The 24,171-nt window shown below is 73.1% G+C and carries 25 protein-coding genes, 2 pseudogenes and 1 riboswitch; of the genes and pseudogenes, 16 read left to right on the top strand and 11 right to left on the bottom strand.

Features of this window, described 5'->3' with window-relative positions; translation table 11 throughout:
- Positions 1–129: 129 nt before the first annotated feature.
- Entirely contained in the window at positions 130–582 is a 453-nt protein-coding gene (locus GA0070620_RS26360) for a (deoxy)nucleoside triphosphate pyrophosphohydrolase (protein WP_091595228.1), read from the bottom strand.
- 183 nt (positions 583–765) lie between these two features.
- Between GA0070620_RS26360 and GA0070620_RS26355 the strand changes: the two genes are divergently transcribed.
- Positions 766–1,071 (top strand): 4a-hydroxytetrahydrobiopterin dehydratase, encoded by a 306-nt coding sequence (locus tag GA0070620_RS26355; RefSeq protein WP_091595226.1) that lies wholly within the window; start codon positions 766–768, stop codon positions 1,069–1,071.
- Here GA0070620_RS26355 and GA0070620_RS34175 read toward each other — a convergent pair.
- Positions 1,063–1,218: pseudogene (locus GA0070620_RS34175) on the bottom strand (VOC family protein); the annotation flags it as partial. The gene GA0070620_RS26355 and the pseudogene GA0070620_RS34175 overlap by 9 nt on opposite strands.
- A gap of 42 nt (positions 1,219–1,260) precedes the next feature.
- Positions 1,261–1,620 (bottom strand): DUF1801 domain-containing protein, encoded by a 360-nt coding sequence (locus tag GA0070620_RS26345; protein WP_091595224.1) that lies wholly within the window; start codon positions 1,618–1,620, stop codon positions 1,261–1,263.
- Between the two features lie 108 nt (positions 1,621–1,728).
- Here GA0070620_RS26345 and GA0070620_RS26340 point away from each other — a divergent pair, with 108 nt between their 5' ends.
- The 5 genes from GA0070620_RS26340 (at position 1,729) to GA0070620_RS26320 (ending at position 4,628) form a co-directional block, all read left to right on the top strand.
- Positions 1,729–2,613 (top strand): LysR family transcriptional regulator, encoded by an 885-nt coding sequence (locus GA0070620_RS26340; protein ID WP_091595222.1) that lies wholly within the window; start codon positions 1,729–1,731, stop codon positions 2,611–2,613.
- A 46-nt stretch (positions 2,614–2,659) separates the two neighbouring features.
- Positions 2,660–3,022, top strand: coding sequence for a PH domain-containing protein (locus GA0070620_RS26335; RefSeq protein WP_091595220.1), 363 nt, complete (start codon positions 2,660–2,662; stop codon positions 3,020–3,022).
- Positions 3,023–3,038: 16 nt separating this feature from the next.
- A complete protein-coding gene (locus GA0070620_RS26330; RefSeq protein WP_091595218.1) occupies positions 3,039–3,776 on the top strand; it encodes a class I SAM-dependent methyltransferase in 738 nt (245 codons plus the stop codon).
- A gap of 61 nt (positions 3,777–3,837) precedes the next feature.
- Entirely contained in the window at positions 3,838–4,158 is a 321-nt protein-coding gene (locus GA0070620_RS26325; RefSeq protein WP_231921981.1) for an ArsR/SmtB family transcription factor, read from the top strand.
- Positions 4,155–4,628: an SRPBCC family protein gene (locus tag GA0070620_RS26320; RefSeq protein WP_157741709.1), complete on the top strand. Its 474-nt coding sequence runs from the start codon at positions 4,155–4,157 to the stop codon at positions 4,626–4,628. The genes GA0070620_RS26325 and GA0070620_RS26320 overlap by 4 nt, the downstream gene beginning before the upstream one ends.
- An 82-nt stretch (positions 4,629–4,710) precedes the next feature.
- Here the strand turns inward: GA0070620_RS26320 and GA0070620_RS26315 are convergent, their stop codons facing one another.
- From GA0070620_RS26315 to GA0070620_RS26305, 3 genes are all read right to left on the bottom strand, one after another.
- Complete coding sequence (locus tag GA0070620_RS26315) at positions 4,711–5,556, bottom strand: bifunctional 5,10-methylenetetrahydrofolate dehydrogenase/5,10-methenyltetrahydrofolate cyclohydrolase (protein WP_091595213.1); 846 nt, start codon at positions 5,554–5,556, stop codon at positions 4,711–4,713.
- Between the two features lie 22 nt (positions 5,557–5,578).
- Positions 5,579–5,658, bottom strand: a riboswitch (ZMP/ZTP riboswitch).
- A 139-nt stretch (positions 5,659–5,797) separates the two neighbouring features.
- Complete coding sequence (locus GA0070620_RS26310; RefSeq protein ID WP_091595211.1) at positions 5,798–6,388, bottom strand: sugar O-acetyltransferase; 591 nt, start codon at positions 6,386–6,388, stop codon at positions 5,798–5,800.
- 15 nt (positions 6,389–6,403) lie between these two features.
- The gene (locus tag GA0070620_RS26305) at positions 6,404–7,174 is read right to left on the bottom strand and encodes an SDR family oxidoreductase (RefSeq protein WP_091595209.1); all 771 of its coding nucleotides are present in this window, start codon (positions 7,172–7,174) and stop codon (positions 6,404–6,406) included.
- A gap of 81 nt (positions 7,175–7,255) precedes the next feature.
- Here GA0070620_RS26305 and GA0070620_RS26300 point away from each other — a divergent pair, with 81 nt between their 5' ends.
- Positions 7,256–7,756, top strand: coding sequence for an RrF2 family transcriptional regulator (locus GA0070620_RS26300; protein ID WP_091595207.1), 501 nt, complete (start codon positions 7,256–7,258; stop codon positions 7,754–7,756).
- 195 nt (positions 7,757–7,951) lie between these two features.
- Positions 7,952–8,665 (top strand): VOC family protein, encoded by a 714-nt coding sequence (locus GA0070620_RS26295; RefSeq protein WP_091599398.1) that lies wholly within the window; start codon positions 7,952–7,954, stop codon positions 8,663–8,665.
- 20 nt (positions 8,666–8,685) lie between these two features.
- Here GA0070620_RS26295 and ychF read toward each other — a convergent pair whose 3' ends face one another.
- The 3 genes from ychF to GA0070620_RS26280 are packed head-to-tail and all read right to left on the bottom strand — an operon-like array spanning position 8,686 to position 11,154.
- Positions 8,686–9,771 (bottom strand): redox-regulated ATPase YchF, encoded by a 1,086-nt coding sequence (ychF, locus tag GA0070620_RS26290; RefSeq protein WP_091599395.1) that lies wholly within the window; start codon positions 9,769–9,771, stop codon positions 8,686–8,688.
- 57 nt (positions 9,772–9,828) lie between these two features.
- Positions 9,829–10,593, bottom strand: coding sequence for a Type 1 glutamine amidotransferase-like domain-containing protein (locus GA0070620_RS26285; protein WP_172836504.1), 765 nt, complete (start codon positions 10,591–10,593; stop codon positions 9,829–9,831).
- 48 nt (positions 10,594–10,641) lie between these two features.
- Positions 10,642–11,154, bottom strand: coding sequence for a MarR family winged helix-turn-helix transcriptional regulator (locus tag GA0070620_RS26280; protein WP_231921980.1), 513 nt, complete (start codon positions 11,152–11,154; stop codon positions 10,642–10,644).
- A gap of 87 nt (positions 11,155–11,241) precedes the next feature.
- On the opposite strand from GA0070620_RS26280, the pseudogene GA0070620_RS26275 reads away from it, so the two are divergent.
- A pseudogene (locus GA0070620_RS26275) lies at positions 11,242–12,009 on the top strand (EamA family transporter); the annotation flags it as partial.
- An 86-nt stretch (positions 12,010–12,095) separates the two neighbouring features.
- Here the strand turns inward: GA0070620_RS26275 and GA0070620_RS33805 are convergent.
- Complete coding sequence (locus tag GA0070620_RS33805) at positions 12,096–12,617, bottom strand: hypothetical protein (protein ID WP_231921979.1); 522 nt, start codon at positions 12,615–12,617, stop codon at positions 12,096–12,098.
- Between the two features lie 112 nt (positions 12,618–12,729).
- Complete coding sequence (locus GA0070620_RS26270) at positions 12,730–13,110, bottom strand: winged helix-turn-helix transcriptional regulator (RefSeq protein ID WP_091595201.1); 381 nt, start codon at positions 13,108–13,110, stop codon at positions 12,730–12,732.
- A gap of 64 nt (positions 13,111–13,174) precedes the next feature.
- Between GA0070620_RS26270 and GA0070620_RS26265 the strand changes: the two genes are divergently transcribed.
- The 7 genes from GA0070620_RS26265 to valS all read left to right on the top strand — a co-directional run bounded on the left by GA0070620_RS26265 (position 13,175) and on the right by valS (position 24,160).
- Positions 13,175–14,074: an LLM class flavin-dependent oxidoreductase gene (locus GA0070620_RS26265; protein ID WP_091595199.1), complete on the top strand. Its 900-nt coding sequence runs from the start codon at positions 13,175–13,177 to the stop codon at positions 14,072–14,074.
- The gene (locus GA0070620_RS26260; protein WP_091595197.1) at positions 14,071–15,507 is read left to right on the top strand and encodes an FAD-binding oxidoreductase; all 1,437 of its coding nucleotides are present in this window, start codon (positions 14,071–14,073) and stop codon (positions 15,505–15,507) included. The genes GA0070620_RS26265 and GA0070620_RS26260 overlap by 4 nt, the downstream gene beginning before the upstream one ends.
- A gap of 78 nt (positions 15,508–15,585) precedes the next feature.
- Positions 15,586–17,124: a DNA-3-methyladenine glycosylase 2 family protein gene (locus GA0070620_RS26255; protein WP_091595195.1), complete on the top strand. Its 1,539-nt coding sequence runs from the start codon at positions 15,586–15,588 to the stop codon at positions 17,122–17,124.
- On the top strand, positions 17,121–17,633 hold the full coding sequence (locus GA0070620_RS26250) for a methylated-DNA--[protein]-cysteine S-methyltransferase (RefSeq protein WP_091595193.1): 513 nt from the start codon (positions 17,121–17,123) through the stop codon (positions 17,631–17,633). The genes GA0070620_RS26255 and GA0070620_RS26250 overlap by 4 nt, the downstream gene beginning before the upstream one ends.
- A gap of 37 nt (positions 17,634–17,670) precedes the next feature.
- Entirely contained in the window at positions 17,671–19,521 is a 1,851-nt protein-coding gene (locus tag GA0070620_RS26245) for an ABC transporter ATP-binding protein (protein ID WP_091595191.1), read from the top strand.
- Positions 19,522–19,577: 56 nt separating this feature from the next.
- Positions 19,578–21,521, top strand: a complete 1,944-nt coding sequence (locus tag GA0070620_RS26240) for an ABC transporter ATP-binding protein (RefSeq protein ID WP_377520128.1) — start codon at positions 19,578–19,580, stop codon at positions 21,519–21,521.
- A 74-nt stretch (positions 21,522–21,595) separates the two neighbouring features.
- A complete protein-coding gene (valS, locus tag GA0070620_RS26235; RefSeq protein ID WP_091595188.1) occupies positions 21,596–24,160 on the top strand; it encodes a valine--tRNA ligase in 2,565 nt (854 codons plus the stop codon).
- The last annotated feature ends 11 nt before the right edge of the window (positions 24,161–24,171 follow it).

Genomic DNA, 24,171 nt, shown 5'->3' with positions numbered 1-24,171 from the left:
GGCCGCGGCGCAAGCCGTCGGCCCCCGTCCCGTTTCCGCCCGGCTGCCCGCTCGCACCCGGCCGGGCCGCTCCGCGGACCGGGCAGTTGACGACGCCGTAGCCGGGCGGTCACACCCCGGACCTGAGGATCATTGCCGGGTGGCGTCGGGGGCGAGCAGGGGACGGAGGGCGGCCACGATGGGGGCGTCGGCGGGCAGCCAGGTCACCGAGTCCAGCTCGGCGGCCGAGAGCCAGCGCAGGGCCGAGTGCTCCAGCGGCTGGGGCTGGTCGTCCTCGACCAGGCTCGCGGAGTACACCTTGAGCACCGAACGGCCGTGGGCCATCTTGACGTTGCGGCCCACCCGGTCGCCGATCTCCACGCGGACGGCCAACTCCTCCGCGCACTCACGGACCAGCGCGTCCGTCTCGGACTCCCCCGGCTCGACCTTGCCACCGGGAAACTCCCACATGCCGGCCACCTCGGGGGGTGCGGAACGCGCACACGCCAGCACCCGCCCGTCACGGATGATCGCCGCCCCGACGATCACCTTGAGGTCCCGCCGCGGTGGCTGCCCGCCCCCGTTCGCCCATTCGGTCCGCACGGCCGTCCAGCGTGCCAGATCAATCGGCGGTTTGGGTACCGTAACCGGCCGCTTAGGTCAGTAGAACCCGGAAGTGTGGGCGTGGACACACGCCGGCTCCGGCGAAAGACTAGGGGCCACCGACAAACACGGGACGGCGACGATTTGGCCACAAGCCGGCAACGGCGCCTGGGAGGTGCGGTGATGCGTGCGCTGTTCAACGGCCGAGCGAAGCAGGACTACCTCTCCGACGCGCTGACTCTGCTCTCCGGGTGGACCCGGGAGGGCGAGCAGATCCGACGCACCCTCGTGATGGACGACAGCCAGCACGCCGCGCTGACCGAGCGCGTGAAGGTCGTCGCGGACGCCCTGCACCTACGTCCCGAGATCAGCCGCCGCGCCGACCACACCCAGATCCGCGTCGGTCACGGCACCACCCCGCTGACCGAGGGCGAGGTGCTGCTCGCGGCCCGGATCGAGGACGCCTACCGGGCGGTCACCGCCTCCTGACGTACGCGGCACCGAACCGACCGACCGGTCAGGGCTCACCCGCACCGACGGGAACGGCGCCTCTCCGGCCCGCCACTGGTCGACCCGGACCGGCGTCAGTCCCAGCCGGCCGCAGTAGAAGTCCAGTGACCGCTCGACGTCGGCCACGTTCAGCACCAGGTGGTCGAAACCGGTGACCCCGCACGCCGCTCACCTCTCCTCCAGGTCACGGCCCTGACCGAGCCATCCGGTGAAGAGCGCCGGGTCGACGTCGGCGACGGTACGCAGCTTCACCGAGGCCATCTGCCGGGCTCCCGGGGTCAGCCGTCCGGTCGGGTCGTCGAGCTCCTGCCCTCGCCACAGCCCGAAGGTGACGTGGCGGCCGTACGCCTTGAGCAGGCAGACCGGACGCTGGCCCGGCTTGTCACCGAGTCCCCAGACCGGGTGGCCGTGCCACATCGCGGCGGTGGCATCCGGCAGGGCCGCGTCGATGACCGGCCGGAGCTTCTCGCCGATCTCCCGCAGCGGCGGATCAAGCTGGGCCAGGTAGTCGTCGATGGTGCTGTTCATGATGCGCCTCTCGTTCGGGTACCGCTCCACGATCCGCTGAGCGGAAGCGGGGACCAAGACGCGATCGGGCTACGATCGTTGACCCTGGCTAAACGACGGGACGGCGGGATGCTGGAGCGGTACGAGGTCGAGACGTTCCTGACCCTCGCGGACGAGCTGCACTTCGGCCGCACGGCCGAGCGGCTGCGGGTGACGACCGGCCGGGTCAGCCACGTGATCAAGCGCCTGGAGCGCCGGATCGGCGCCCCGCTCTTCGCCCGGACCAGTCGGGTCGTCCAGCTCACCCCGATCGGCAGCCGGCTCGCCGACGACCTGCGGCCGCTGGTCGCCGGGATCGACGAGGCGATCGCGCGGGCGGTCGACGCCGGGCGTGGGGTCACCGGGAAGCTGCGGGTCGCGTTCCTCGGCGAGTGGTCCGCGCCCGCGCTGCTCAAAGCCGTCGCCCTGTTCAGCGACCGGCACCCCGAGTGCGAGGTCGAGGTACGCGAGGTCCAGCTCTTCAACTCCCGACCGAGTCTGCTCGACGGGTCGGTGGACGTGCTCGTCGCCGCGTACCCCTTCGACGGCATGGCGACCGGGCCGGTGCTGCTGACGGAGGGCCGGGCGCTGGCGGTGCCGGCCGGGCACCCGCTGGCCGGCGCGGAGTCCGTCTCGCTGGAGGTGCTGGCCGACCATCCGGTCGTGCAGTACCCGGCGGTGACCTCGCTCGGGTTCAAGCAGGACCGCACACCGGAGTACACGCCGTCCGGCCGCGCCGTGCCCAAGGGGCCGGCCGGCAACACCTTCTCCGAGATGCTGTCGCTGGTGGCGATGGGTCGTGGCGTCCTCCCGGTCGGGGAGCAGACGCGACGTTACTACCCCCGCCCCGACGTCGCGTACGTGCCGATCCACGACGCCCCACCGATCCGGCGTGGCCCGGTCTGGCTGCCGACCAACAACACGGTCCGGGTCCGCGAGTTCGTCCGGGCCGCCGGCGACTCGGTCGCGCGCTGACCTGCGTCGATCCGGTCGCTGGCGCGTCTCACCTACCGTGAGGCGCATGGCCAACGCGACCTATGACCGCAAGGAGCAGTTCCAGCAGATCCAGAGCGGGCTGCTCGACGGGGAACAGATCATCGCCGTCTACGACGCGGTCGGCACCGGCACCGGGTTCATCGGCCTCACCGACCGACGCGTCATCATCCAGGACCGCTCCTTCATCGGGAAGCGGTTCGCGATCACCAGCATTCCGTACTCGAAGATCACCAGCGTGAGCGTGGTCAGCAACAAGTCGTGGGGCGGTTCGTTCTTCTCCACCGGAGCCATCGCCATCCACGTCGGCACCCACACGTACGAGGTGGAGTTCCGTGGCGCGCAGAAGAGCCACCACGTCCACAATGTGATCCTCCACTACATCTCCTGAGGGTCACGGAGGGTCGGTGCGGCACGGCGAGTTCGAGGACCCGCGACTGGTGACGGTCTACGACGCCGAGTGCCCGTGGGGCCGCGACGATGACTTCTTCCTGGCCGTCGTCGGCGAGACACCCGGCGCCCGGGTGCTCGACCTCGGCTGCGGGACCGGCCGGTTGACCCTCGCGCTGGCGGCGGCCGGCCACACCGTCACCGGCGTCGACCCGGCTCGCGCCTCCCTCGACGCGGCCCGCGCCAAGCCGGGCGCCGACCGGGTCACCTGGGTCGAGGGCACCTCGGCCGTCCTGCCGGACGGGGCGTACGACATCGCCGTGCTGACCAGCCACGTCGCACAGTTCCTGGGCGCGGACGCCGAGTGGGCGGCGACCCTCGCCGACGTGCGCCGGGCGCTGGTGCCCGGTGGCCGGCTGGTCTTCGACACGCGTGACCCGGCCGACCGGCGGTGGGAGCGGTGGAACCCGGTCGACTCCGCGCGCCGGGTCGCCCTGCCGGACGGACGCGAGGTGCGAGCGTGGACCGAGGTGACGAGCGTTGTCGTCGGCGCGGTCAGCCTCGTCCACCACTACCGGTTCCCCGGTGGCGACGAGCTGCTCAGCTCGGCGACCCTGCGCTTCCGCACGGAGCCGGAGCTGCGTGACTCGCTCGGAGGGGCCGGCTTCGCCGTCGAGCACGTCTTCGGCGGGTGGGGTCGTGAACCGGTCGGCGCGGGCAACGGCGAGTTCGTGGTGATGGCACGGGCGGCGTGATTCTCCGCCATTCCTGGCGGTGTCCTTGACGGGAGAATCGGAAAGTCTAGACTTACCGTTCGTGGCCACTTACCAAGGGCGGATGCTCGAAGCCCTCGGCGACCCCACCCGGCGCACCATCTTCGAGTCGCTGGCCACGGGGCCGCGTTCGGTAGCGGAGATCGCCAACGGTCTTCCGGTGAGCCGGCCCGCCGTCTCCCAGCACCTCAAGGTGCTCCGGGACGCCGGGCTCGTCTCGTCGACGGCGGTGGGCACCCGCCGCCTCTACGCCGTCGACCCGCAGGGCCTGGCGGCGATCCGCGGCTACTTCGACCAGTTCTGGAGCAGGGCGCTGGCGGCCTTCGCGGAGGCCGTCGAGAACCCATCGGAGGAGGAGACGTGACAGCCAACACCGATCACGAGACCGTCGTCCGCGACAGCATCGACGTCGCGGCGACGCCGGAGCACGCGTTCGAGGTGTTCACCAGGGGCATCGACCGCTGGTGGCCCCGTTCCCACCGGGTCCAGCCGGGCGAGCTGCGGCAGGTCGGCGTCGACCCGCACGTCGGCGGCCGGATGTGGGAAGAGAACGACGCCGGCGAGACCTGCGCCTGGGGGCGCGTCCTCACCTGGGACCCGCCCCACACCTTCGCCTTCTCGTGGCTCGTCGGGCCGGACTGGAAGCCACCCGCCCCGGACGCGGCCGGCAGCCGGGTGACCGTCACCTTCACCCCGACCGACACCGGCACCCGTGTCGACCTGGTGCACGACCGGCTCGACGCGCACGGGCCGGGCTGGGAGGGAGTACGCGACGCGGTCGGCGGGGACGGCGGCTGGCCGGGCATCCTCCGCCGGTTCGCCGGGGTGCTCTGACCGCCCGGAGCCGGCCGGCGGGACGCCCTCCGGCCGGCTCGGCCGGTGCGCCGCCCCCGGCCGGCTCGGGGGCGGGCCGCGCCTACGACGCCTCGTGCCGCTCGGCGGCGTCGACCGTCTGCGCGAGCAGCACGGCGATCGTCATCGGCCCCACCCCGCCCGGCACCGGCGTGATCAGGCTCGCCCGGGCGGCAGCGGCGTCGAACTCGACGTCGCCCACGTTGCCCGGGTTGTAGCCGGCGTCGACCACCACGGCACCGGGCCGGATCCACTCGCCCCGGATCAGCTCGGGCACACCGACCGCCGCCACCACGATGTCCGCCTCGGCCACGTGCGCGGCCAGGTCGACCGTACGCGAGTGGCAGTAGGTGACGGTCGCGTCGCGGGCCAGCAGCAGCATCCCCACCGGCTTCCCCAGGATGGCGCTGCGTCCCACCACCACGGCCCGACGGCCCCGCAACGGCACGTCGTACGCGTCGAGCAGCCGGATGATTCCGGCCGGCGTGCAGGACGCGAACCCGCGGCTGCCGAACGCCATCGCGGCGAACGACGCGCCGGTCACCCCGTCCACGTCCTTGCCGGGGGCGATCGCCTCGAACGCGGCCCGCTCGTCGACCTGCGCCGGGGTCGGGTGCTGCAACAGGATGCCATCCACCTGCGGGTCGGTCGACAGGTCGTGCAGCACCTTCACCAACTGCTCGGTGCTGGTCGACGCCGGCAGGTCCACGCGGCGCGACTCGATCCCGACCTGGGCGGACCGGTTGACCTTCATCCGCACGTACGTGTGCGAAGCGGGATCGTCGCCCACCAGCACGGTGGCCAGACACGGACGGCGCCCGTGCCGGTCCCGGAACCGGGCGACCCGCTCGGCGGTCTCGTCCAGCAGGCGCCGGGAGACGGCCTGCCCATCCAGCAACGTCGCGGTCATACTCTGCTCCTCACCTAGTGGTGAGGAGCACCCAGGCGGACGATGCTCCCGCTGACAGCGCTCCCCGGTGGTTACCCACCCTCGCCAGTCGCGCAGTCGCAGGCTACCCCACCCACGAGATCGACGACCGGGGTCGGATCCGGCACCGGCATCCACCCCGGCGAGCACCTGGACTTCGCCCCGGTGGTGTCGGAGGAGGAGGTGGGGCCTTCCAGGCGTACGTCTCGTCGGGCGACCTGCGTCAGGGCCGGTAGCCGGTCCTGTCGGCGTCGGTGATCTCGCGCAGGACCCGGGCCGGCGATCCGACGGCGACGACACCGGACGGGATCGACCGGGTGACCACGCTCCCCGAGCCGACGACCGTGTTGTCGCCGATGGTCACGCCCTGGTTGATGGTGACGTCGCCGCCGATCCAGACGTGGTCGCCGATCGTGACCGGCTTCGCGTAGCAGGCGCCGGCCGCCCGTTCCGCGGGATCGAGGGAGTGGTTCGAGGTGTAGATGCCGACGCGCGGGCCGAAGAGGACGTGGTCACCGATGGTGACGCCACCGCCGTCCAGGATCACGCAGTCGAAGTTGGCGTAGAAGTGGTCGCCGAGGCTGATGTTGAAGCCGAACTCGCAGCGGAACGTGGGCTCCAAATGGCACCCGCGCCCCACCGCGTGCAGCAGGCGCCGCAGGATCGCCTCGCGCTGCTCCTGCGGCTGCCCGAAACTGCTGTTGTACTCGGTGGTCAGCAGCACGGCCCGCTGCCGCGCCTGGGTCAGCTCCTCGGTGAGGTCGTTGTACATCCCGCCCGAGAGGATGTGCTGCCGCTGCGCCTCAAGCGTCACCGCACGATCGTGCCATCAGCCGCGGGTCCCGCGGGTGTGGTCCCGTCGCTGCCCCGCGAGCCATTCGTCGAAGGTGGTCGGCGTGATGCGGGCCCCCTCGCCGGGCAGCATCACGTCGCCGGCCATCGTCGAGTCGAAGATGCCCGACCACGTCGGCACCAGCTTCACCGTGTGGCCGCGCGCCTCGTTGGTGCGGCGGGCCATGTCGACGAGGTCCTGCGGCTCCGGGCCGGCGACGTCGGCGTAGCGGCCTCGGGGCTCGCCCGCGGCGATCTCGGCGAGGACCTCGGCGATGTCCTCGGGCGCGATCGGCTGCACGAGCAGCGGGGCGATCGTCGCGACGCCGTCGCGCTCGGTCCAACCGGCGACCATCGCGGCGAAGTCGTGGAACTGGGTGGCCGGGACGATCGTCCACGGCAGTGGGCCGGCGGTCACGAGACGCTCCTGCTCACGCTTGCCGGCGTAGTGTGCGGTGCCCTCGACGCGATCGATTCCGACGATCGACAGCAGGACGTGGTGTCGGACGCCGGCGCGCTCCCCGGCGGCGAGCAGGTTCCGGGTGGCGGTGCCGAAGTACGCCACCGTCTCCGCGTCGCCGCCGGCCGGCGCGTTGGTCGCGTCGATCACCACGTTGACGCCGGTGAGGGCGTCGTCGAGCCCGTCACCGGTCGACAGGTCGACGCCGACCGAACGGCTGATGCGTACGACCTCATGTCCGTCCCGCTCGAGGGCGGCGACGGTGAGGGCTCCGATGTTGCCGGTCGCCCCGGCGACTGCGATGCGCATGACGATCTTTCCTCTCGCTGGCTACCGGCTGACGGTATCTCGGACTTAACTCATCCGCAATATCTGCGATAGGATGGCGCCGTGAAGCTGCCCGTGAGCACCGAATGGCTGTTGCACTGCGCCGCGACGCTGGCCCAGCTCGACCCCGGAGCCACCGCCTCGGCGGCGCAGCTCGCGCAGTACTACGACCTCCCGGCCGCCTACCTGGCCAAACAGTTGCAGGGGCTGGTCAAGGCAGGCGTGCTGACCGCGACGACAGGTCCGCGCGGCGGCTTCCGGCTCGCGCAACCGGCATCCGAGATCACGCTGCTGCGGATCGTGGAGGCCGTCGACGGCACCTCCCCGCCCTACGAGTGCCGGGAGATCCGCCAACAGGGCGTGGGAGCACTCTCTCCGGAGGAGTGCCGGACCATCTGCCCCCTCGCCCAGAAGATGGCCGAGGCGCACGACGCGTGGCGGCGCAGCCTCGCCGACGTGTCGCTCGCCGACATCATCGCCACGCTGCCCCCGACGGCACCGGCCCGCACCCGATCCCGCCTCGCGTCGACGACAGGAGCCGCGCCGGCGCGCCGAACGCCGTGATCAGACGGGGGCCGGCACGCCGCCCCGGCAGGATCGGCGACCGACCCGGCCCGCCGCGTCCACGGTGACCCGAGCCGACTCCCGGTCGATGCCTCGCCGTTGTGGCGCGTCTGGATGCTGTCGGTGATCAGGATCCAGCTGCGTGATCCGACGGCGGCGGCCCTTCTTGTCAGAGGGCTGCGGCAGGATGCGGCCATGACCGTGACGGCTCGCCTGGACCTCGCCATATTCGACGCGGCGGACATCGAGAAGGTCGGTTCGTTCTACGCCGAGCTGACCGGTTGGGACGTCGTGCGGAACGATTCCGACCGGTTCGGCCTCCGGAGTCCGGACGGTCAGGAGATCGAGTTCCAGCGCGCGCCGGACCACGTCGCGCCACAGTGGCCCGGGCAGGAGCACCCGCAGCAGATCCACCTCGACCTGCAGACCGACGATCCCGAGACGGCGGCCGGGCGGGCGGTGGCCCTGGGCGCGACACGACTGGCGGACGGGCCGACCTGGATCACGCTGGCTGATCCGGCCGGCCACCCGTTCGACCTGTGCCAGGCCGACGGCGTCGGCCCGGTGATGACCCTGTTCGCGGTCACCCTCGATGCTGCCGACGCGTCAGCCCTGGCCCGCTTCTACGCCGATCTCACCGGCATGAACGTCACCTATGACGGCCCCGAGGGTGCGCTCATCTCCGCGGACGGCAGGAGCGTGATGTTTCAGCGGATCAGTGACTACAACCCGCCCCGCTGGCCAGATCCGGCGTACCCCCAGCAGGCCCACCTCGACCTTGTCGTCGACGACCTCGACGCCGGCGAGGCACGGGCACTGGAGCTGGGCGCGTCCCGTACGGATGTCGGCGGCGAGCGGTTCAGGGTCTTCACCGACCCGGCGGGCCACCCGTTCTGCCTGATCCGCTAGGGCAACGGAGCGAAACCGGTTCAGACGTTGAAGCGGAACTCCACGACGTCGCCGTCCTGCATGACGTACTCCTTGCCCTCGATCCGGACCTTGCCGGCGGACTTGGCGGCGGCCATGCTGCCGGCGGCGACCAGGTCGGCGTAGGAGACCACCTCGGCCTTGATGAAGCCGCGCTGGAAGTCGGAGTGGATGACCCCCGCGGCCTCCGGCGCGGTCGCGCCGATCGGGATGGTCCAGGCCCGCGCCTCCTTGGGCCCGGCCGTGAGGTACGTCTGGAGCCCGAGCGTGCGGAAACCGACCCGGACCAGCTGGTCCAGGCCCGGCTCGCTCTGCCCGATCGACTCCAGCAGCTCGCGGGCCTCCTCCTCGGGCAGGTCCACCAGTTCCGACTCGATCTTCGCGTCCATGAAGATCGCCTCGGCCGGGGCGACCAGGGCGCGCAGCTCGTCGAGGAACTCGGCGTTGCCCAGCTCGGCCTCGTCGACGTTGAAGACGTAGAGGAACGGCTTCGTGGTGAGCAGGTGCAGCTCGCGCAGGTGTTCCAGCTCGATGCCCGCGTCCTTGGCGCCGGCGTACAGGGTGACGCCCGTGTCGAGCAGCTCCGTCGCCTTCTTCGCGGCGGTCACCGCGGCGGCCCGGTCCTTGCGGAGCTTGGCCTCCTTCTCGAGCCGCGGCAGCGCCTTCTCCAGGGTCTGGAGGTCGGCCAGGATCAGCTCGGTGTTGATCGTCTCGATGTCGTCGGCCGGGGAGACCTTGCCGTCGACGTGCACCACGTTCGGGTCGGAGAAGGCGCGGACCACCTGGCAGATCGCGGAGGCGTCCCGAATGTTCGCCAGGAACGCGTTGCCCCGGCCCTGCCCCTTGGAGGCGCCACGCACCAGGCCGGCGATGTCGACGAACGACACCGGCGCGGGCAGAACCTTCTGCGAGCTGAAGATCTCGGCGAGCTTGTCCAGTCGCTCGTCGGGCAGCCCGACAACGCCGACGTTGGGCTCGATGGTGGCGAACGGGTAGTTCGCGGCGAGCACGTCGTTCTTGGTCAGGGCGTTGAAGAGCGTGCTCTTACCCACGTTGGGCAGGCCGACGATGCCGATGGTGAGACTCACGACGAGCCAGCTTACGCGGTTGCGCTCCCGCACCGGCACGCAGTGCCGCCGCCCGGATCAGCCGAGGCGTCGTGGGGTGATGACGGTCTCCCGCACGGTGCCGTCCTCGGCGCGGCTGACCTCGTACGCCGAGACGCCGTCGCGGTCGGCGACCGCCTCGACCAGCTTGTCGCCCCGGTAGACCAGCCCCACCCCGTCGTCTGTGCAGTGGGTGACCGGCAGCGTGCCGTCGCCGACCAGCCGGTGGATCAGCGGCCGGCGCTGGGCCTCGCTGTCGTAGTGCACCCCGTTGCCGTAGGGCAGCCAGCCCAGCCCATCGGTGAACGGCCGCAGGTCCGGACCGTAGCTGTCGGTGGCCCCGCCGAGGTGCCAGCAGATCGAGCCGGCGGACACGCCGCCCAGCACCACGCCGGCCTGCCAGCACTCGTGCAGGATCTCGGGGAGCCCGTGCACCCGCCAGACCGCGACCAGGTTGGCCACGCTGCCGCCACCGACCCAGATCATGTCCTGGGCGAGCAGGTGGGCACGGATGTCGTCCACGTTCGGCATGGGGAACAGCGCCAGGTGGGACAGGCGGAACCGGGTGCCCGCGAACGCCCCGTGGATCGCGGTGAGGTTGGTGGGCTGGTCGCCCACGGCCTGCCCGAGGTAGCAGATGCGCGGCTCCGGCCCGGCCTGCGCCAGCTCTGCGCCCAGGTCGAAGATCGGGCCGGGCCGCAGGTCGTACGGCCCACGGTGGCGGCTGAAGAAGCCCATGCTGGTGGCGAGGATGGTCGGTTCGCTGGCAGGCACGGTCGTCCTTCCGTCGGGGCTCCCGCCCATCCTGCCCGACCTGGTCTCGGGACGTCGGCCCGCACCCCGGGTAAGGGCTCAGCGTCCGCCGTCGGTGGCGGCGGCGAGCAGCGTACGCAGGAGGTCGGCGAGTCGGTCCTGATCGTCGGGCGGCAGGGTGTCCAGCACCCGCCGCTGCACCGCGAGGCCCGCGTCGGCGGCCTCCTCGACGACCTGGCGGCCGGTCTCGGTGAGGGTGACCTGGAGACCGCGCCGGTCGGCCGGGTCCGGCGAGCGGCGCACCAGGCCGGCCCGCTCCAACCGGTCCAAGCGGCCGGTCATGCCGCCGGAGGTGAGCATCAGCGAGGCGCTGAGCGCCTTCGGCGCCAGGGTGTACGGCGTCCCGGAGCGGCGTAGCGCGGCGAGCACGTCGAACTCGCCCCGACCGATCCCCCAGCGCGCGTAGACCCGCTCCTGCCCGTCACCGATCAGTCGGGCCAGCCGGTAGATGCGACCGAACACCGCCATCGGCTCGGGACGCATGCCGGGGCGCTCCCGCTGCCACTGGGCGACGATGCCGTCCACGTCGTCCCGGGTCACCCGTTCTGCCACATCGGGATTGTGCCGCACGGCGCTCCTTCCCATCTCTCTTGTTACTAAGTATCTTAGCTCCAAGCTACTTGGCCGCGAGGAGTTGTGATGGACCGCCGTTGGACCGACGTGCTGCTGACCGCCGCCGCACCCACCGCCTGGGGTACGACCTACCTGGTGACCACCGAGCTGCTGCCGCCCGGTCGGCCGCTCTGGTCCGGCGCGATCCGGGCGCTCCCGGCGGGGCTGCTGCTGCTCGCGCTGACCCGACGTCTCCCGCGCGGCAGCTGGTGGTGGCGGGCCGTGGTGCTCGGCGCGCTGAACATCGGCGCGTTCTTCCCGCTGCTCTTCCTCGCCGCCTACCGGCTGCCGGGCGGCACCGCGGCCGTTCTCGGCGCGGCCCAGCCGCTGCTCGTCGCCGGCCTGACCGTACTGGTGCTCGGCGAGCGCCCCCGAGCCCTCGCCGCGGCTGTAGCCGCGCCACTCGGCGTCACGCTCGTGGTGCTGCGCCCCGGCGCCGGGCTGGACCCGGTGGGAGTCGCCGCCGGGCTGGCCGGCACCGCCGCGATGGCGACGGGGCTGGTGCTGGCCCGGCGCTGGGGACGACCGCCCGGAGTGAGCACGCTCACCGTCACCGGGTGGCAGCTCACCGCCGGCGGGCTGATGGTGGTGCCGCTCGCCCTCGCCGTCGAGGGTCACCCGCCCGTGCCGGACCTGCCCGCCCTGGCCGGCTACACGTGGCTCACCCTGGCCGGCACCGCGTTGGCGTACGTGCTGTGGTTCCGGGGGGCGACCCGACTGCCGGTGACCCAGGTGTCGCTGCTCGGCGCGCTCAGCCCGCTCACCGCCGCGGCGCTCGGCTGGTTGGCGCTGGACCAGGCCCTCACCGGCTGGCAGCTCGCCGGGTTCGCCCTGGCGGTCGGGGCCACCGCGCTAGGCCAGCGCCCGCCACGGACCGAGGGTCAGGCGCGGCGGAGCTGGCGGGGCACGACCGGACCCGCAGGCGGCCAACCGGCCGGGGCGCGGGGGTCGGTGGCGAGTTCGTCGCGCGGAATCACGTCGGGGCCCACCTCGGCGGCGGCGGCGAGCGGGAGCGTGAAGCGGCCGGCGGCCGCCGGCCCGGCGGCGTGCGACTCGCGCAGCATCCAGCGCACCTCGTCGGCCGTCCAGCCCAACGCGGACCGACGGGCGATCTCCCGGACCAGGCGCAGGCCGACGCGGGTGTCGCCGTCGTAGAACCGCATGCACCAGTGGTGCGCCCACATGCCGAGGGCCCGCAGCCCTCCCTCGTCGAGCGAGCGGACCAGGCGCCCGCAGGCGGTGTCGGCGAACGGTCGACCCGGGTCGTCGGCGCGATCGCGCCCGATCGCGCCGACCGCGGCCGGGGCCACGGCACGCATGCGACGGTAGAACTCGTCGAGGACGGCCCGCTCAAGCGGAGGGTGCTCGCTCCGCGTCGCCCCCGGACCCGCCACGCTCGCCATCGCCGCACCCTTCTTGAGTTGGTGGCCGGACCGTATCGTCCACGACCGACACTTTCGCCGCCGGCACGCACCGCCAGCACCACAGAAGGCACGGGCACCGCAGGAAGCCCGATCAGTCGGCGGCCGGCGGTGACCCGGACGGCGTGGACCGGCGGCGGTGGCTCCAGTCGATCAGCGGCTGGAGCAGGGCCATCAGCTGGCCTCCGTCGCGGGTCGGGGCATAGCGGATCTGGACCGGGGAGCTGGGGATCACCGTCCGCTCGATCAGGCCGTCGTTCTCCAGTTCCTTGAGCCGCTGGGCGAGCAGCCGGTCGGAGATTCCGGTCACGGCGGCCCGGTACTCCCCGAACCGGCGCGCACCGCGCATCCCGGCGAGCAGAATGGCTCCGGTCCACCGCCGGCCGACCAGCTCCAGAGCGTCCTGGAAGACGCGGCAGCCAGTGTCGTCGATGTCCTGGTATCGCCGGTAGACGGCGTCCTGAGCGTTCGTCACTTACCGAATGTTAGTAGCTAACCTCGGGTTTGCCCACTCCTCGACGGCTGCCGACCCTTGACTCATGACCGACTACCAACACCCGATCACCTTCGGTCTGAGCCTCGATCCGTCCGCCGACAAACTGGCCGAGACGCGACATCTGGCCCGGGCCGCCGCGGACAGCGGCATGGAGTACCTCGCTGTCCAGGACCACGTCTACCAACCCGGCCACCTCGACGCCTGGACCATGATCAGTCACCTGACGGCCGAGACCGACCGGATCTCCTTCCTCACCGACGTCGCCGACCTCCAGCTGCGTCCGCCGGCCATGCTCGCCAAGGCCGGCGCGTCGCTCAGCGTGCTCACCGGCGGGCGAGTCGTCCTCGGCGTGGGCGGGGGTCCGAGCGCGGACGCCGTCGCCGCCATGGGCGGTCCGCGGCGCAGCGCCGCCGAGACGATCACGTACACCGCCGAGGGGTTGCAGATCATGCGCCGCGCGCTCGCCGGCGGCGCCGTGCGGGTCGACAGCGACCAGCACACCATCGAGGGGTACGCGGGCGGACCCGTCCCGCCGGCACCGGTCCCGCTCTGGCTGGGCGGCCAGCGGCCACGCATGCTGCGCGTCGCCGGGCGCCACGCCGACGGCTGGATCTCGCCGCTCAACATCTACGTACCGCCCGCCGAGGTGCCCTCCCGGCAGCAGATCATCGACGACGCCGCCCGCGCCGCCGGACGCGATCCGGCGGACATCCGCCGGATCTACAACGTGATCGGCGCGATCGGGCCGCGGGGCGGCGGCACCGGCCTGGTCGGGGACGTCCAGCTCTGGGTGGATACGCTGGTCAGCTGGGCGGTCGACCTCGGCTTCGACACGTTCATCTTCTGGCCGATCATGTCGCCGCGCGCACAGCTGCGGGCGTTCACCGACCGGGTGATCCCGGCGGTCCGCGAACAGGTGCGCGAGATCAGGGAGCAACGATGACCCCGAACCTGGTCCTCCCCGGTTCACTCACCGGCAAGCTCGTGACACCCGGCGACCGCCGGTACGCGATGCTGCGCTCGACGTACACCACGCGGCACACCCCGGCCGAGATCCTGCTCCCGGAGACCACCCAGCAGGTCGTCGCGGCGGTCCGCTACGCCCGCGAGCGCGGCCTGCCGATCGCCGTACGCAGCGGCGGCCACGGCCTCTCCGGCAACTCCTCCAACGACGGCGGCCTGGTCATCGACCTGTCCGCCCTCAACCGGGTGCAGGTGCTCGACGAGCGCGCCCGACTGGTGCGCGTCGAGGCGGGCGCGCGGTGGGCGATGGTGGCGAAGGCGCTGGCGCCGTACGGGCTGGCGATCAGCTCCGGCGACCACGGCAACGTGGGGGTCGGCGGCCTCGCCACCGGCGGGGGCGTGGGCTGGCTGGTCCGCCGGTACGGCCTGACCATCGACCACGTCCGGGCGGTGGAGGTCGTGCTCGCCGACGGCACGCTGGTGCGCGCGGACGCGGAGCACGAGCCGGAGCTGTTCTGGCTGGTCCGCGGCGCGGGCGCGGGCGCCGGCATCGTGGTGGCGTTCGAGCTCCAGGCCGAGGAGGTCCGCAACGTCGGCCTGGCCCAGATCGTCGTCGAGGCGAGCCCGGACGGCGCGACGGTGCGGCAGTGGGCCGATCACCTGGGCCGGGCGCCCCGGGAGCTGAGCACGGCCGTCGTCCTCTACGCACAGGGACGCACGGCGATCATGCAGATCACCGCCATCGCCGCCGTGGAGAGCCTGCGCCGGGTCCGGCCGATGACCGAGCCGCTGCTCTCCATCGGCCGGCTGCTCGACCACCGCAACGACCTGGCGCCCTACCCGGCGCTGGTGCCGATGGGCCACCTGCACCCGAACGTGGGGCAGCAGGCGAGCACCACCACCAACAGCCTGCTCACGATGGACGACGCGAGCGCCCGGGCGATCATGCGGGCGACGACCGGGCCGAGCCGGGCCGTGGTGCAGCTGCGGTCGGTCGGCGGGGCGGTCAACGACGTCGACCCGACGGCGACCGCCTACCCGCACCGGCACCAGGACACGCTGGTCATCGGTTCGGTCTTCCCGCCGCAGGGCGGCGCCGCGCTGGACGCCGCCTGGCGGCCGATCGCGGCGCGGGCCGACGGCGCGTACGTCAACTTCGAGAGCCGACCGGACCGGGCCGCGTTCGACCGGATCTACCCGGGGGAGACCGGCCGGCGGGTCGCCGCGCTGTGGCGCCGGTACGACCCGGACGGCGTCTTCCGGCCCGCCCTGCTCACCCGCCAGGCGGGCGCTCGGCAGGCCGACGGTCACGAGTCGGGCTCCCGGCACGCCGGCGGCCGGGGGCAGGGTGGGCCGGACCGCCGAGGGTCGTCCGCCCGACGCGGCGGTGGCCGGGGCGACCGGCGGCGGTGACGCCCGCCGCCGGTCACTGCACGGCCAGGTCCGATTCCCGCCAGCCGGAAGCCGCCGGGGCGGAGCATCATCGGTGACGTGGAGTTGGACTTCGAGCGGTGCTACCGGGCGGTCGACAGCCGTGACCAGCGGTTCGACGGCTGGTTCTACACGGGCGTCACGTCGACCGGGATCTACTGCCGGCCGTCCTGCCCGGCCACCACGCCCAAGCGGCAGAACGTCCGGTTCTTCCCGTCCGCCGCGGCCGCGCAGGGAGCCGGCCTGCGGGCCTGCCGGCGCTGCCGCCCGGACGCGGCTCCCGGGTCACCCCAGTGGGACGTACGCGCCGACGTGGTGGGCCGGGCCATGCGGCTGATCGCGGACGGGGTGGTCGACCGCGACGGGGTGCCCGGGCTGGCCTCCCGACTCGGCTACACCGAGCGGCACCTGCACCGGATGTTGCGCGCGGAGATGGGCGCGGGGCCGCTCGCGCTGGCCCGGGCACAGCGGGCGCAGACCGCTCGGATCCTGATCGAGACCACCGGCCTCGGCATGGCGGAGGTCGCGTTCGCGGCCGGGTTCGGCAGCGTACGGCAGTTCAACGACACCGTCCGAGACGTGTACGGGGTCGCGCCGAGCGACCTGCGGCGGAGCCGGGGAACGCACTCCCCGCCACCCGGGGGCGGGACGATCGCGCTGCGGCTCGCGTACCGTCCGCCGCTGCACGCGGGCGCGCTGCTGGACTTCCTCGCGCTGCGCGCGCTGCCCGGGGTGGAGGAGGTCCGCGACGGCACGTACCGGCGTGGGTTGCGGCTGCCGCACGGCGTGGCCGAGGTGGCGCTGACGCCGGCGGACGGGCACGTGGCCGCCACCCTGTGCCTGGCCGACCTCCGCGACCTGGCCCCGGCGGTCGCGCGCTGTCGGCGCCTGCTCGACCTGGACGCGGATCCGGTGGCGGTGGACGCGACGCTCGCGGCCGACCCGGCGTTCGCCGACGCGGTGGCCGCGGAGCCCGGCGTGCGGGTGCCGCGCTCGGTGGACGGCTTCGAGATGGCCGTCCGCGCGGTCGTCGGCCAGCAGGTCTCGGTGTCGGCGGCCCGCACCACCCTGACCCGCCTACTCACCCACACGCCCGCCCCCGTCCACACCCCTACCGACCTGGTCGATCATGAAGTTGTTGCCGCCACCGTCGGCGTGTCGCGGCAACAAATTCATGATCACCGGGGGGAGTCGAGCGGGCCGGGGGAGCCGAGCCGGGAGCTGCGGGGGTTTCCGTCGGCCGAGGAGGTGGCTGGGCTGCCGGATGAGGCGTTCGGGATGCCGGTGGCGCGGCGGGAGACCCTTCGCGCGCTGGCCCGGGCGGTGGCCGACGGCGACCTGGACCTCGCACCGGGCGGCGACCGCGACGACGTCGTACGCCGGCTGGTGGCCCTGCCCGGCATCGGCCCCTGGACGGCCGGCTACGTCGCGATGCGCGCCCTGGGCGACCCGGACGTCCTGCTCCCCACCGACCTGGCGGTCCGGCGCGGCGCGGCCGCGCGGGGTCTGCCCGACGACCCGAAGACCCTCGACACGTACGCGGACCGCTGGCGCCCCTGGCGGTCGTACGCGACGATCCGACTCTGGAGAACGGTATGACCACTGTCGACAGTGCGGTGCTGGCCACCCCGGCCGGCCCGCTGAGCATCCTGACCGGCCCCGACGGGGCGGTACGGGCGGCCGGCTTCACCGGTGACCCCGAGACACTGCTCCCCCTGGTGCACCCCGAGCTGCGGGCACCGCTGCGGCACCGGGCCGACCTCGGCCCGGTCAGCGTGGCCGTCCGGTCCTACCTGGACGGTGACCTCGCCGCGATCGACACGGTGCCGGTCGAGCAGCGCACCGGCGGCGCGTTCCTGACGCACGCGTGGGAGGTGCTGCGCGACGTGAAGCCGGGCGAGCCGGTCACCTACACGGCGTTCGCCGGGCTGGCGGGCCGCCCCCTGGCCGTACGCGCGGCCGCGGCGGCCTGCGCCCGCAACGCCGCCGCGCTCTTCGTGCCGTGCCACCGGGTGCTGCGCACCGACGGGACGCTGGGCGGCTACCGCTGGGGCCTGGACGTGAAGAAGTGGCTTCTCGGTCATGAGCGGCGGTTGACGGCAAGCTGACACCGGCGGGATTCACTTTTGCCGCTACCGTCGGGTAGTGCCTGCGGAGAGCGACGGCGTCCCGGCCGCCCGGGTCGCCGCGGGCCCCCACCCGGTGCACAACCTCTGGCGGCTGCGCCACTACCTGCGCCCGTACGCGGCAGAGTTCGGCTGGCTGCTGGTCGCCGGCCTGGCCGCCACGGCGGCGAGCATCGCCGTTCCCCTGGTGGTGCAGCGCGTCGTGGACGGGCCGGTCGCCCACGACGACCCTGCCGGGCTGCTGCGACTCGGCGGCCTGGCGCTGCTCCTCGGGCTGGCCGAGGCGGTGCTGATCTTCCTGCGCCGGTGGGTGCAGTCGTCCTCGGCCGTGGGGATGGAGGCGGCGCTGCGCGCCGACGTGTACGCCCACCTGCAACGGCTGCCGGCCAGTTTCCACGACCGGTGGCAGTCCGGCCAGTTGCTCTCCCGGATCACCAGCGACCTGTCGGTGATCCGGCGGTTCCTCTCCTTCGGCCTGTTCTTCCTGGTGCTCAACCTGGCCACGTACGCGGTCGTGGTGGTGCTGCTGATCCGGCTGCACCCCGCGCTGGGCCTGCTGGTGGCCGCGAGCGCGGTGCCGCTGCTGTTGATCAGTCGCCGGTTCGCCCGGCACTACCACGCCGCGTCCCGGCGCATGCAGGACCAGCAGGGCGATGTGGCGACGCTGGTGGAGGAGACCGCGCAGGGGCTGCGGACGATGAAGGCGTACGGCCGGGGGCCGGAGTTGGCGGGCCGGTTCGCCGGCGCGGCCCGCACCCTGCACGACACCGGCGTCGGCAAGGGTCGGCTGCTGGCCGGCACGTCGGCGCTGCTCGACCTGGTGCCGAACCTGACCCTCGGGGTGGTGCTGGTCGCCGGCGCGGCCGCCGCGGCGCGTGACGTGCTCACGATCGGCGAGTTGGTCGCCTTCGTGACGCTCCAGCTCATGCTGATCTGGCCGGTGCAGTCGCTGGGCTGGATCATCGCGAACGGGCAGGAGGCGGCGACCGCCGCCGACCGCATCCAGGAGGTGCTCGACACCCCACCGGAGATCGTGGACGCCCCGAGGGCGGTCGCGCTGGTCCGTTCCGGGGTGCGGGGGCGGCTCCGGTTCGAGCAGGTGCACTTCCGCTACCCGGGCAGCCCGGAGCCGGTCCTGCGCGGGATCGACCTGACCGTCGAGCCGGGCGAGACGCTGGCCCTGGTCGGCGCCACCGGCTGCGGCAAGAGCACCCTGCTCTCCCTGGTGCCCCGGCTGCACGACGTGACCGGCGGCCGGATCACGCTCGACGGCCACGACCTGCGCGACCTCCGGCTGGACTCGCTGCGCCGGTTGATCGGGGTGGCGTTCGAGGAGCCGACCCTGTTCTCCATGTCGGTGCACGAGAACCTCACCCTCGGTCGGCCGGACGCGGACGAGGCGGACGTCCGGGCCGCGCTCGCGCTGGCCCAGGCCGACTTCGCGTACGAACTGCCGTGGGGGCTCGGCACCCGGGTCGGTGAACAGGGACTGTCCCTGTCCGGCGGGCAGCGGCAGCGGTTGGCGCTCGCGCGGGCGGTGCTCGGCCGCCCCGCGCTCCTGGTCCTCGACGATCCGCTGTCCGCCCTCGACGTGCAGACCGAGGCGCTGGTGGAGGCGGCGCTGAAACGGGTGCTGCGGGAGACCAGTGCGCTGCTGGTGGTGCACCGACCGTCGACCATCGCGCTGGCCGACCGGGTGGCGCTGCTGGAGGGTGGCCGGATCAGCGCCGTGGGCGACCACTCGGAGCTGCTCGCCACCGTGCCGGCGTACCGGGCGCTGCTCTCCGCCGACCCGCCGCCCGACGATCCGGACCCGCCGGGACGGATCGCGGACAGTCCCTCGGACGGGCGTGGACTGGTGCGGTCGTGACCACACCCGCGTCCGGTCGCGGGCCGGTCCGCGGCTCCGGCCGCTCCCGCTGGCCGCTGCGACAGCCCGACCGGCGGCCCCCTCCCCCGGCTCCGGCGCCGGAGGGCGCACCGCCCGCAACGGCGCCGGCCCGACCCGGGCCGGGCGACGGGGACACCGGTGACGAGTTGACCCGGTGGCGGGGCCAGGCGACCGACCCGGACGCCGACCGCAGCCGTGCCGAGGACAGCAGCCCGGAGGCGGTCGCCCGCCTGCGGACGCGCAGCCGGGCGCTCCTGGGTGACCTGCTGCGACCGCACCGGGGCCGGCTCACCGTGGCGGTGGGGCTGCTGCTGGCCCAGAACGGCGCCGCGATGGCCGGGCCGTACCTGGTCATGGTCGGCATCGACCGGGGCATCGCGCCGCTGCGGGCCGGCGACCCCGGCCCGCTGGTCGCGGTGGCCGGCGCGTTCGTCGTCGCGTCGCTGACCGAGTACGCGGCCCGCCGTGGCTTCCTCACCCTCTCCGCGCGGATCGGCCAGGCCGTCCTGCTCGACCTGCGCCGCCGGGTGTACGGGCACTTCCTGCGCCTGTCGGTCGCCTTCCACGAGCGGTACACGTCCGGTCGGATGGTCTCCCGGCTGACCAGTGACCTCGACTCGATCGCCGAGCTCGTCGACGGGGGCATCGACAGCCTGGTGCTCGCCGGCCTGTCGATCCTGTCGGTGGCCGGCATCCTGCTGTGGCTGGACCTGCCGTTGGCCGCGGTGACGCTGCTCGCCTTCCCGTTCCTGTTCTGGCTGTCGCGCTGGTTCGCCCGCGCCTCGGCGGGCGCGTACCGGCGCACCCGCGAGGCGGTGGCGCTGGTCATCGTCCACTTCGTCGAGTCGATGCGGGGCATCCGCGCGGTGCAGGCGTACCGGCGGGAACCGCGCAACCAGAGGATCTTCGAGGCGCTCGGCGACGACTACCGCCGGACGAGCCTGCACGCGTTCCGGCTGATCGCCACGTACTCCCCCGGGATCAAGGTGATCGGGAACGTGACGGTGGCGGTGGTGCTCTGCTACGGCGGCGCTCGGGTGCTCGACGGCGGCATGGAGATCGGGGTGCTCGCCGCGTTCCTGCTCTACCTGCGTCGCTTCTTCGAGCCGATGCAGGAGCTGAGCCAGTTCTACAACTCGTTGCAGTCGGCGACGGCGGCGTTGGAGAAGCTGGCCGGGGTGCTCGACGAGCGACCCGCGGTGGCCGAACCGGCCCGGCCGGTGCCGCTGCCCGCGGGGTCCGTCCGGGGCGCGTTGGCGTTCCGTGCCGTCTCGTTCGGCTACCGGCCGGACGCGCCGATCCTCACCGACCTGGAGCTGACCGTGCCGGCCGGGCAGACCGTCGCGCTGATCGGGCCGACCGGCGCGGGCAAGTCGACGATCGCCAAGCTGGTCGCCCGCTTCCACGACCCGGTCGCCGGCACGGTCTGCCTGGACGGGGTCGACCTGCGCGCGGTCGCCGACGCCGACCTGCGCCGAGCGGTGGTACTGGTGACCCAGGAGAACCACCTGTTCAGCGGCACGGTCGAGGAGAACATCCGGTTCGGCCGCCCGGACGCGGACGACGCCGCGGTGCGGGACGCGGCCCGCGCGATCGGGGCGCACGACTTCATCGCGGCGCTGCCCGACGGCTACGCCACGCAGGTGCACCGGCGCGGCGGCCGGCTCTCCGCAGGTCAGCGGCAGCTGGTCGCGTTCGCCCGCGCGTTCCTGGCCGACCCGACGGTGCTGATCCTGGACGAGGCGACGTCGTCGCTGGATGTCCCGACGGAGCGGCTCGTGCAGCGGGCGCTCGGCACCATCCTGCGGGACCGCACCGCCCTGGTCATCGCGCACCGCCTCTCCACCGTGGAGATCGCCGACCGGGTGCTGGTGCTGGACGGCGGCCGGATCGTCGAGGACGGCCCGCCGGACCGGCTGGCCGCCGCCGACGGCCGGTACGCCGCCCTGCACCGGCAGTGGCAGCAGTCGCTGCGGTGATCGTGGGCACGAATTACCTCGTGGCACGCGGTTAACTCGTGGTCCCGCCGTTGGCGCCTGCCTACGATCGCAGGATGACTGATACGGCGAGGACGGCCCGCACCGGCGTCCCCGAGCGTCCGACCCTGGACGGGCTCGAGGAGACCTGGGCGCGCCGCTGGCAGGAGGAGGGCACGTACGCGTTCGACCGCTCGAAGGAGCGCTCGGACGTATACGCGATCGACACGCCTCCGCCGACCGTATCGGGCGAGCTGCACATGGGGCACGTCTTCTCGTACACGCACACCGACACGGTCGCCCGGTTCCAGCGGATGCGCGGTCGGACGGTGTTCTACCCGATGGGGTGGGACGACAACGGGCTGCCCACCGAGCGGCGGGTGCAGAACGTCTACGCGGTGCGCTGTGACCCCGCGCTGCCGTACGACCCGGTCTGGCGACCACCGGCCACCCCGGTCTCCGACGAGGCCCGGAAGAACCCCACCCCGATCTCCCGGCGCAACTTCATCGAGCTCTGCGAGCGGCTGACCGTTGCCGACGAGCAGGTCTTCGAGGCGCTGTGGCGACGGCTCGGGCTCTCCGTGGACTGGACGCTGACGTACACCACGATCGGTCGGGCGGCCCGGGCGGCCAGCCAGCGGGCGTTCGTGCGCAACCTGGCCCGCGGCGAGGCGTACCAGGCGGAGGCGCCGACGCTGTGGGACGTGGGCTTCGGCACCGCGGTGGCGCAGGCCGAACTGGAGGACCGGGAGCGCCCGGGCGCGTACCACCGGCTGCGGTTCACCGGCGCCGACGGGCGGGACCTGCTGATCGACACCACCCGGCCCGAGCTGCTGCCGGCGTGCGTGGCGCTGGTCTGCCACCCGGACGACGAACGCTACGCCGACGTGGTCGGCACCACCGCGCGCAGCCCGCTCTTGGGAGTGGAGGTGCCGGTGCACGCCCATCCGCTGGCCGATCCGGCGAAGGGCACCGGCCTGGTGATGGTCTGCACGTTCGGCGACCTGACGGACGTGACGTGGTGGCGGGAGCTGCACCTGGAGACCCGGGTGGTGATCGGCCGGGACGGCCGGCTGCTGCCCGAGCCGCCGGCCGGCGTGCCCGCGCAGCCGTACGCGGCCCTGGCCGGGCAGACCGTCGCCGGTGCCCGCCGGGAGATCGTGGGGATGCTGGCCGACGCGGGTGACCTGGTCGGCGAGCCGCGCCCGATCACCCACCCGGTGAAGTTCTACGAGCGGGGCGACCGGCCACTGGAGATCGTCTCGACGCGGCAGTGGTATCTGCGCAACGGTGGTCGGGACCCGGAGCTGCGCGAGCGGCTGCTGGCACGCGGCCGGGAGCTGCACTGGGTGCCGGAGCACATGCGACACCGCTACGACCACTGGGTGAGCGGCCTGACCGGTGACTGGCTGGTCAGCCGGCAGCGTTACTTCGGCGTGCCGGTGCCGGTGTGGTACCGGCTCGACGACGCTGGCGAGCCGGTCTGGTCCCACCCTCTCACGCCGGACGAGTCCGCGCTGCCGGTTGACCCGTCCACCGACCCACCGCCGGGCTACGACGAGTCGCAGCGCGGCCGGCCGGGCGGCTTCGTCGGCGACCCGGACGTGCTCGACACCTGGGCCACCTCGTCGCTGACCCCGCAGATCGTGGGCGGATGGGAGACCGACCCGGACCTGTTCGCCCGGGTCTTCCCGATGGACCTGCGCCCGCAGGGACACGACATCATCCGCACCTGGCTCTTCGCCACCATCGTCCGGTCGCACCTGGAGCACGGGGTGCTGCCGTGGCGCGACGCGGAGCTGTCCGGCTGGATCCTCGACCCGGACCGCAAGAAGATGTCCAAGTCCAAGGGCAACGTGGTCACTCCCCTGGCGCTACTGAAGCAGCACAGCTCGGACGCCGTGCGGTACTGGGCGGCGAGCGGCAAGCCCGGCATGGACCTGGCCTTCGACCCGGCCCAGATCAAGATCGGCCGCCGGCTCGCCACCAAGCTGCTCAACGCGTCGAAGTTCGCCCTCGGGCTGGGCGCCGCCGACGCGTTACGGGCCGCCGCGACCGAACCGCTGGACCGGGCCATGCTCGCGGAACTCTCCGGCGTGGTGACCGCCGCGACGACCGCCTTCGAGGCGTACGACCACACCGCCGCCCTGCTCGCCACCGAGGCGTTCTTCTGGCGGTTTTGCGACGACTACATCGAGTTGGTGAAGGAGCGCGCCTACGGCACCGGGGCGGGCGCCGACTCGGCCCGGGCCGCGCTCGCCACCGCCCTGTCGGTGCAGCTGCGACTGTTCGCCCCGGTGCTGCCGTACGTCACCGAGGAGGTCTGGTCCTGGTGGCGGTACGGCTCGGTGCACCGCGCCCCGTGGCCGACCACGTACGAGGTGGGTCGCGCGATCGAGGGGACGGGCGACCCGGAACTGCTCCGGCTCGCCGGTGACGCGCTCAGCCAGGTGCGGCGGGCCAAGTCGGAGCGGAAGCTCTCGATGCGGGCCGAGGTGCCGCTGGCCGAGGCCCTCGGCCCGGCGGCGCTGCTGGAGAAGCTCACGCTGATCTCGGACGACCTGCGGGCCGCCGGCCGGATCGGCAAGCTCGACCTGCTCCCCGACCGCACCAGCGAGCTGGTGATCGCCTCGGCGTTCTGACCTGGTCCCGT

Source organism: Micromonospora krabiensis (genome assembly GCF_900091425.1).
In the GTDB taxonomy this organism is placed as follows: Bacteria; Actinomycetota; Actinomycetes; order Mycobacteriales; family Micromonosporaceae; genus Micromonospora; species Micromonospora krabiensis.
This window is presented reverse-complemented; position numbering and strand designations above follow the sequence as displayed.

Excerpts from the sequence above, each read along its gene's own strand:
- GA0070620_RS26285 (WP_172836504.1), bottom strand. The coding sequence starts at position 10,593 with ATGGGCGGGAGCCCCGACGGAAGGACGACCGTGCCTGCCAGCGAACCG.
- GA0070620_RS26295 (WP_091599398.1), top strand. The coding sequence starts at position 7,952 with ATGACCGTGACGGCTCGCCTGGACCTCGCCATATTCGACGCGGCGGAC.
- GA0070620_RS26250 (WP_091595193.1), top strand. The coding sequence starts at position 17,121 with ATGACCACTGTCGACAGTGCGGTGCTGGCCACCCCGGCCGGCCCGCTG.
- GA0070620_RS26305 (WP_091595209.1), bottom strand. The coding sequence starts at position 7,174 with ATGCGCATCGCAGTCGCCGGGGCGACCGGCAACATCGGAGCCCTCACC.
- GA0070620_RS26315 (WP_091595213.1), bottom strand. The coding sequence starts at position 5,556 with ATGACCGCGACGTTGCTGGATGGGCAGGCCGTCTCCCGGCGCCTGCTG.
- GA0070620_RS26340 (WP_091595222.1), top strand. The coding sequence starts at position 1,729 with ATGCTGGAGCGGTACGAGGTCGAGACGTTCCTGACCCTCGCGGACGAG.
- GA0070620_RS33805 (WP_231921979.1), bottom strand. The coding sequence starts at position 12,617 with ATGGCGAGCGTGGCGGGTCCGGGGGCGACGCGGAGCGAGCACCCTCCG.
- GA0070620_RS26355 (WP_091595226.1), top strand. The coding sequence starts at position 766 with ATGCGTGCGCTGTTCAACGGCCGAGCGAAGCAGGACTACCTCTCCGAC.
- GA0070620_RS26345 (WP_091595224.1), bottom strand. The coding sequence starts at position 1,620 with ATGAACAGCACCATCGACGACTACCTGGCCCAGCTTGATCCGCCGCTG.
- GA0070620_RS26260 (WP_091595197.1), top strand. The coding sequence starts at position 14,071 with ATGACCCCGAACCTGGTCCTCCCCGGTTCACTCACCGGCAAGCTCGTG.
- valS (WP_091595188.1), top strand. The coding sequence starts at position 21,596 with ATGACTGATACGGCGAGGACGGCCCGCACCGGCGTCCCCGAGCGTCCG.
- GA0070620_RS26265 (WP_091595199.1), top strand. The coding sequence starts at position 13,175 with ATGACCGACTACCAACACCCGATCACCTTCGGTCTGAGCCTCGATCCG.
- GA0070620_RS26335 (WP_091595220.1), top strand. The coding sequence starts at position 2,660 with ATGGCCAACGCGACCTATGACCGCAAGGAGCAGTTCCAGCAGATCCAG.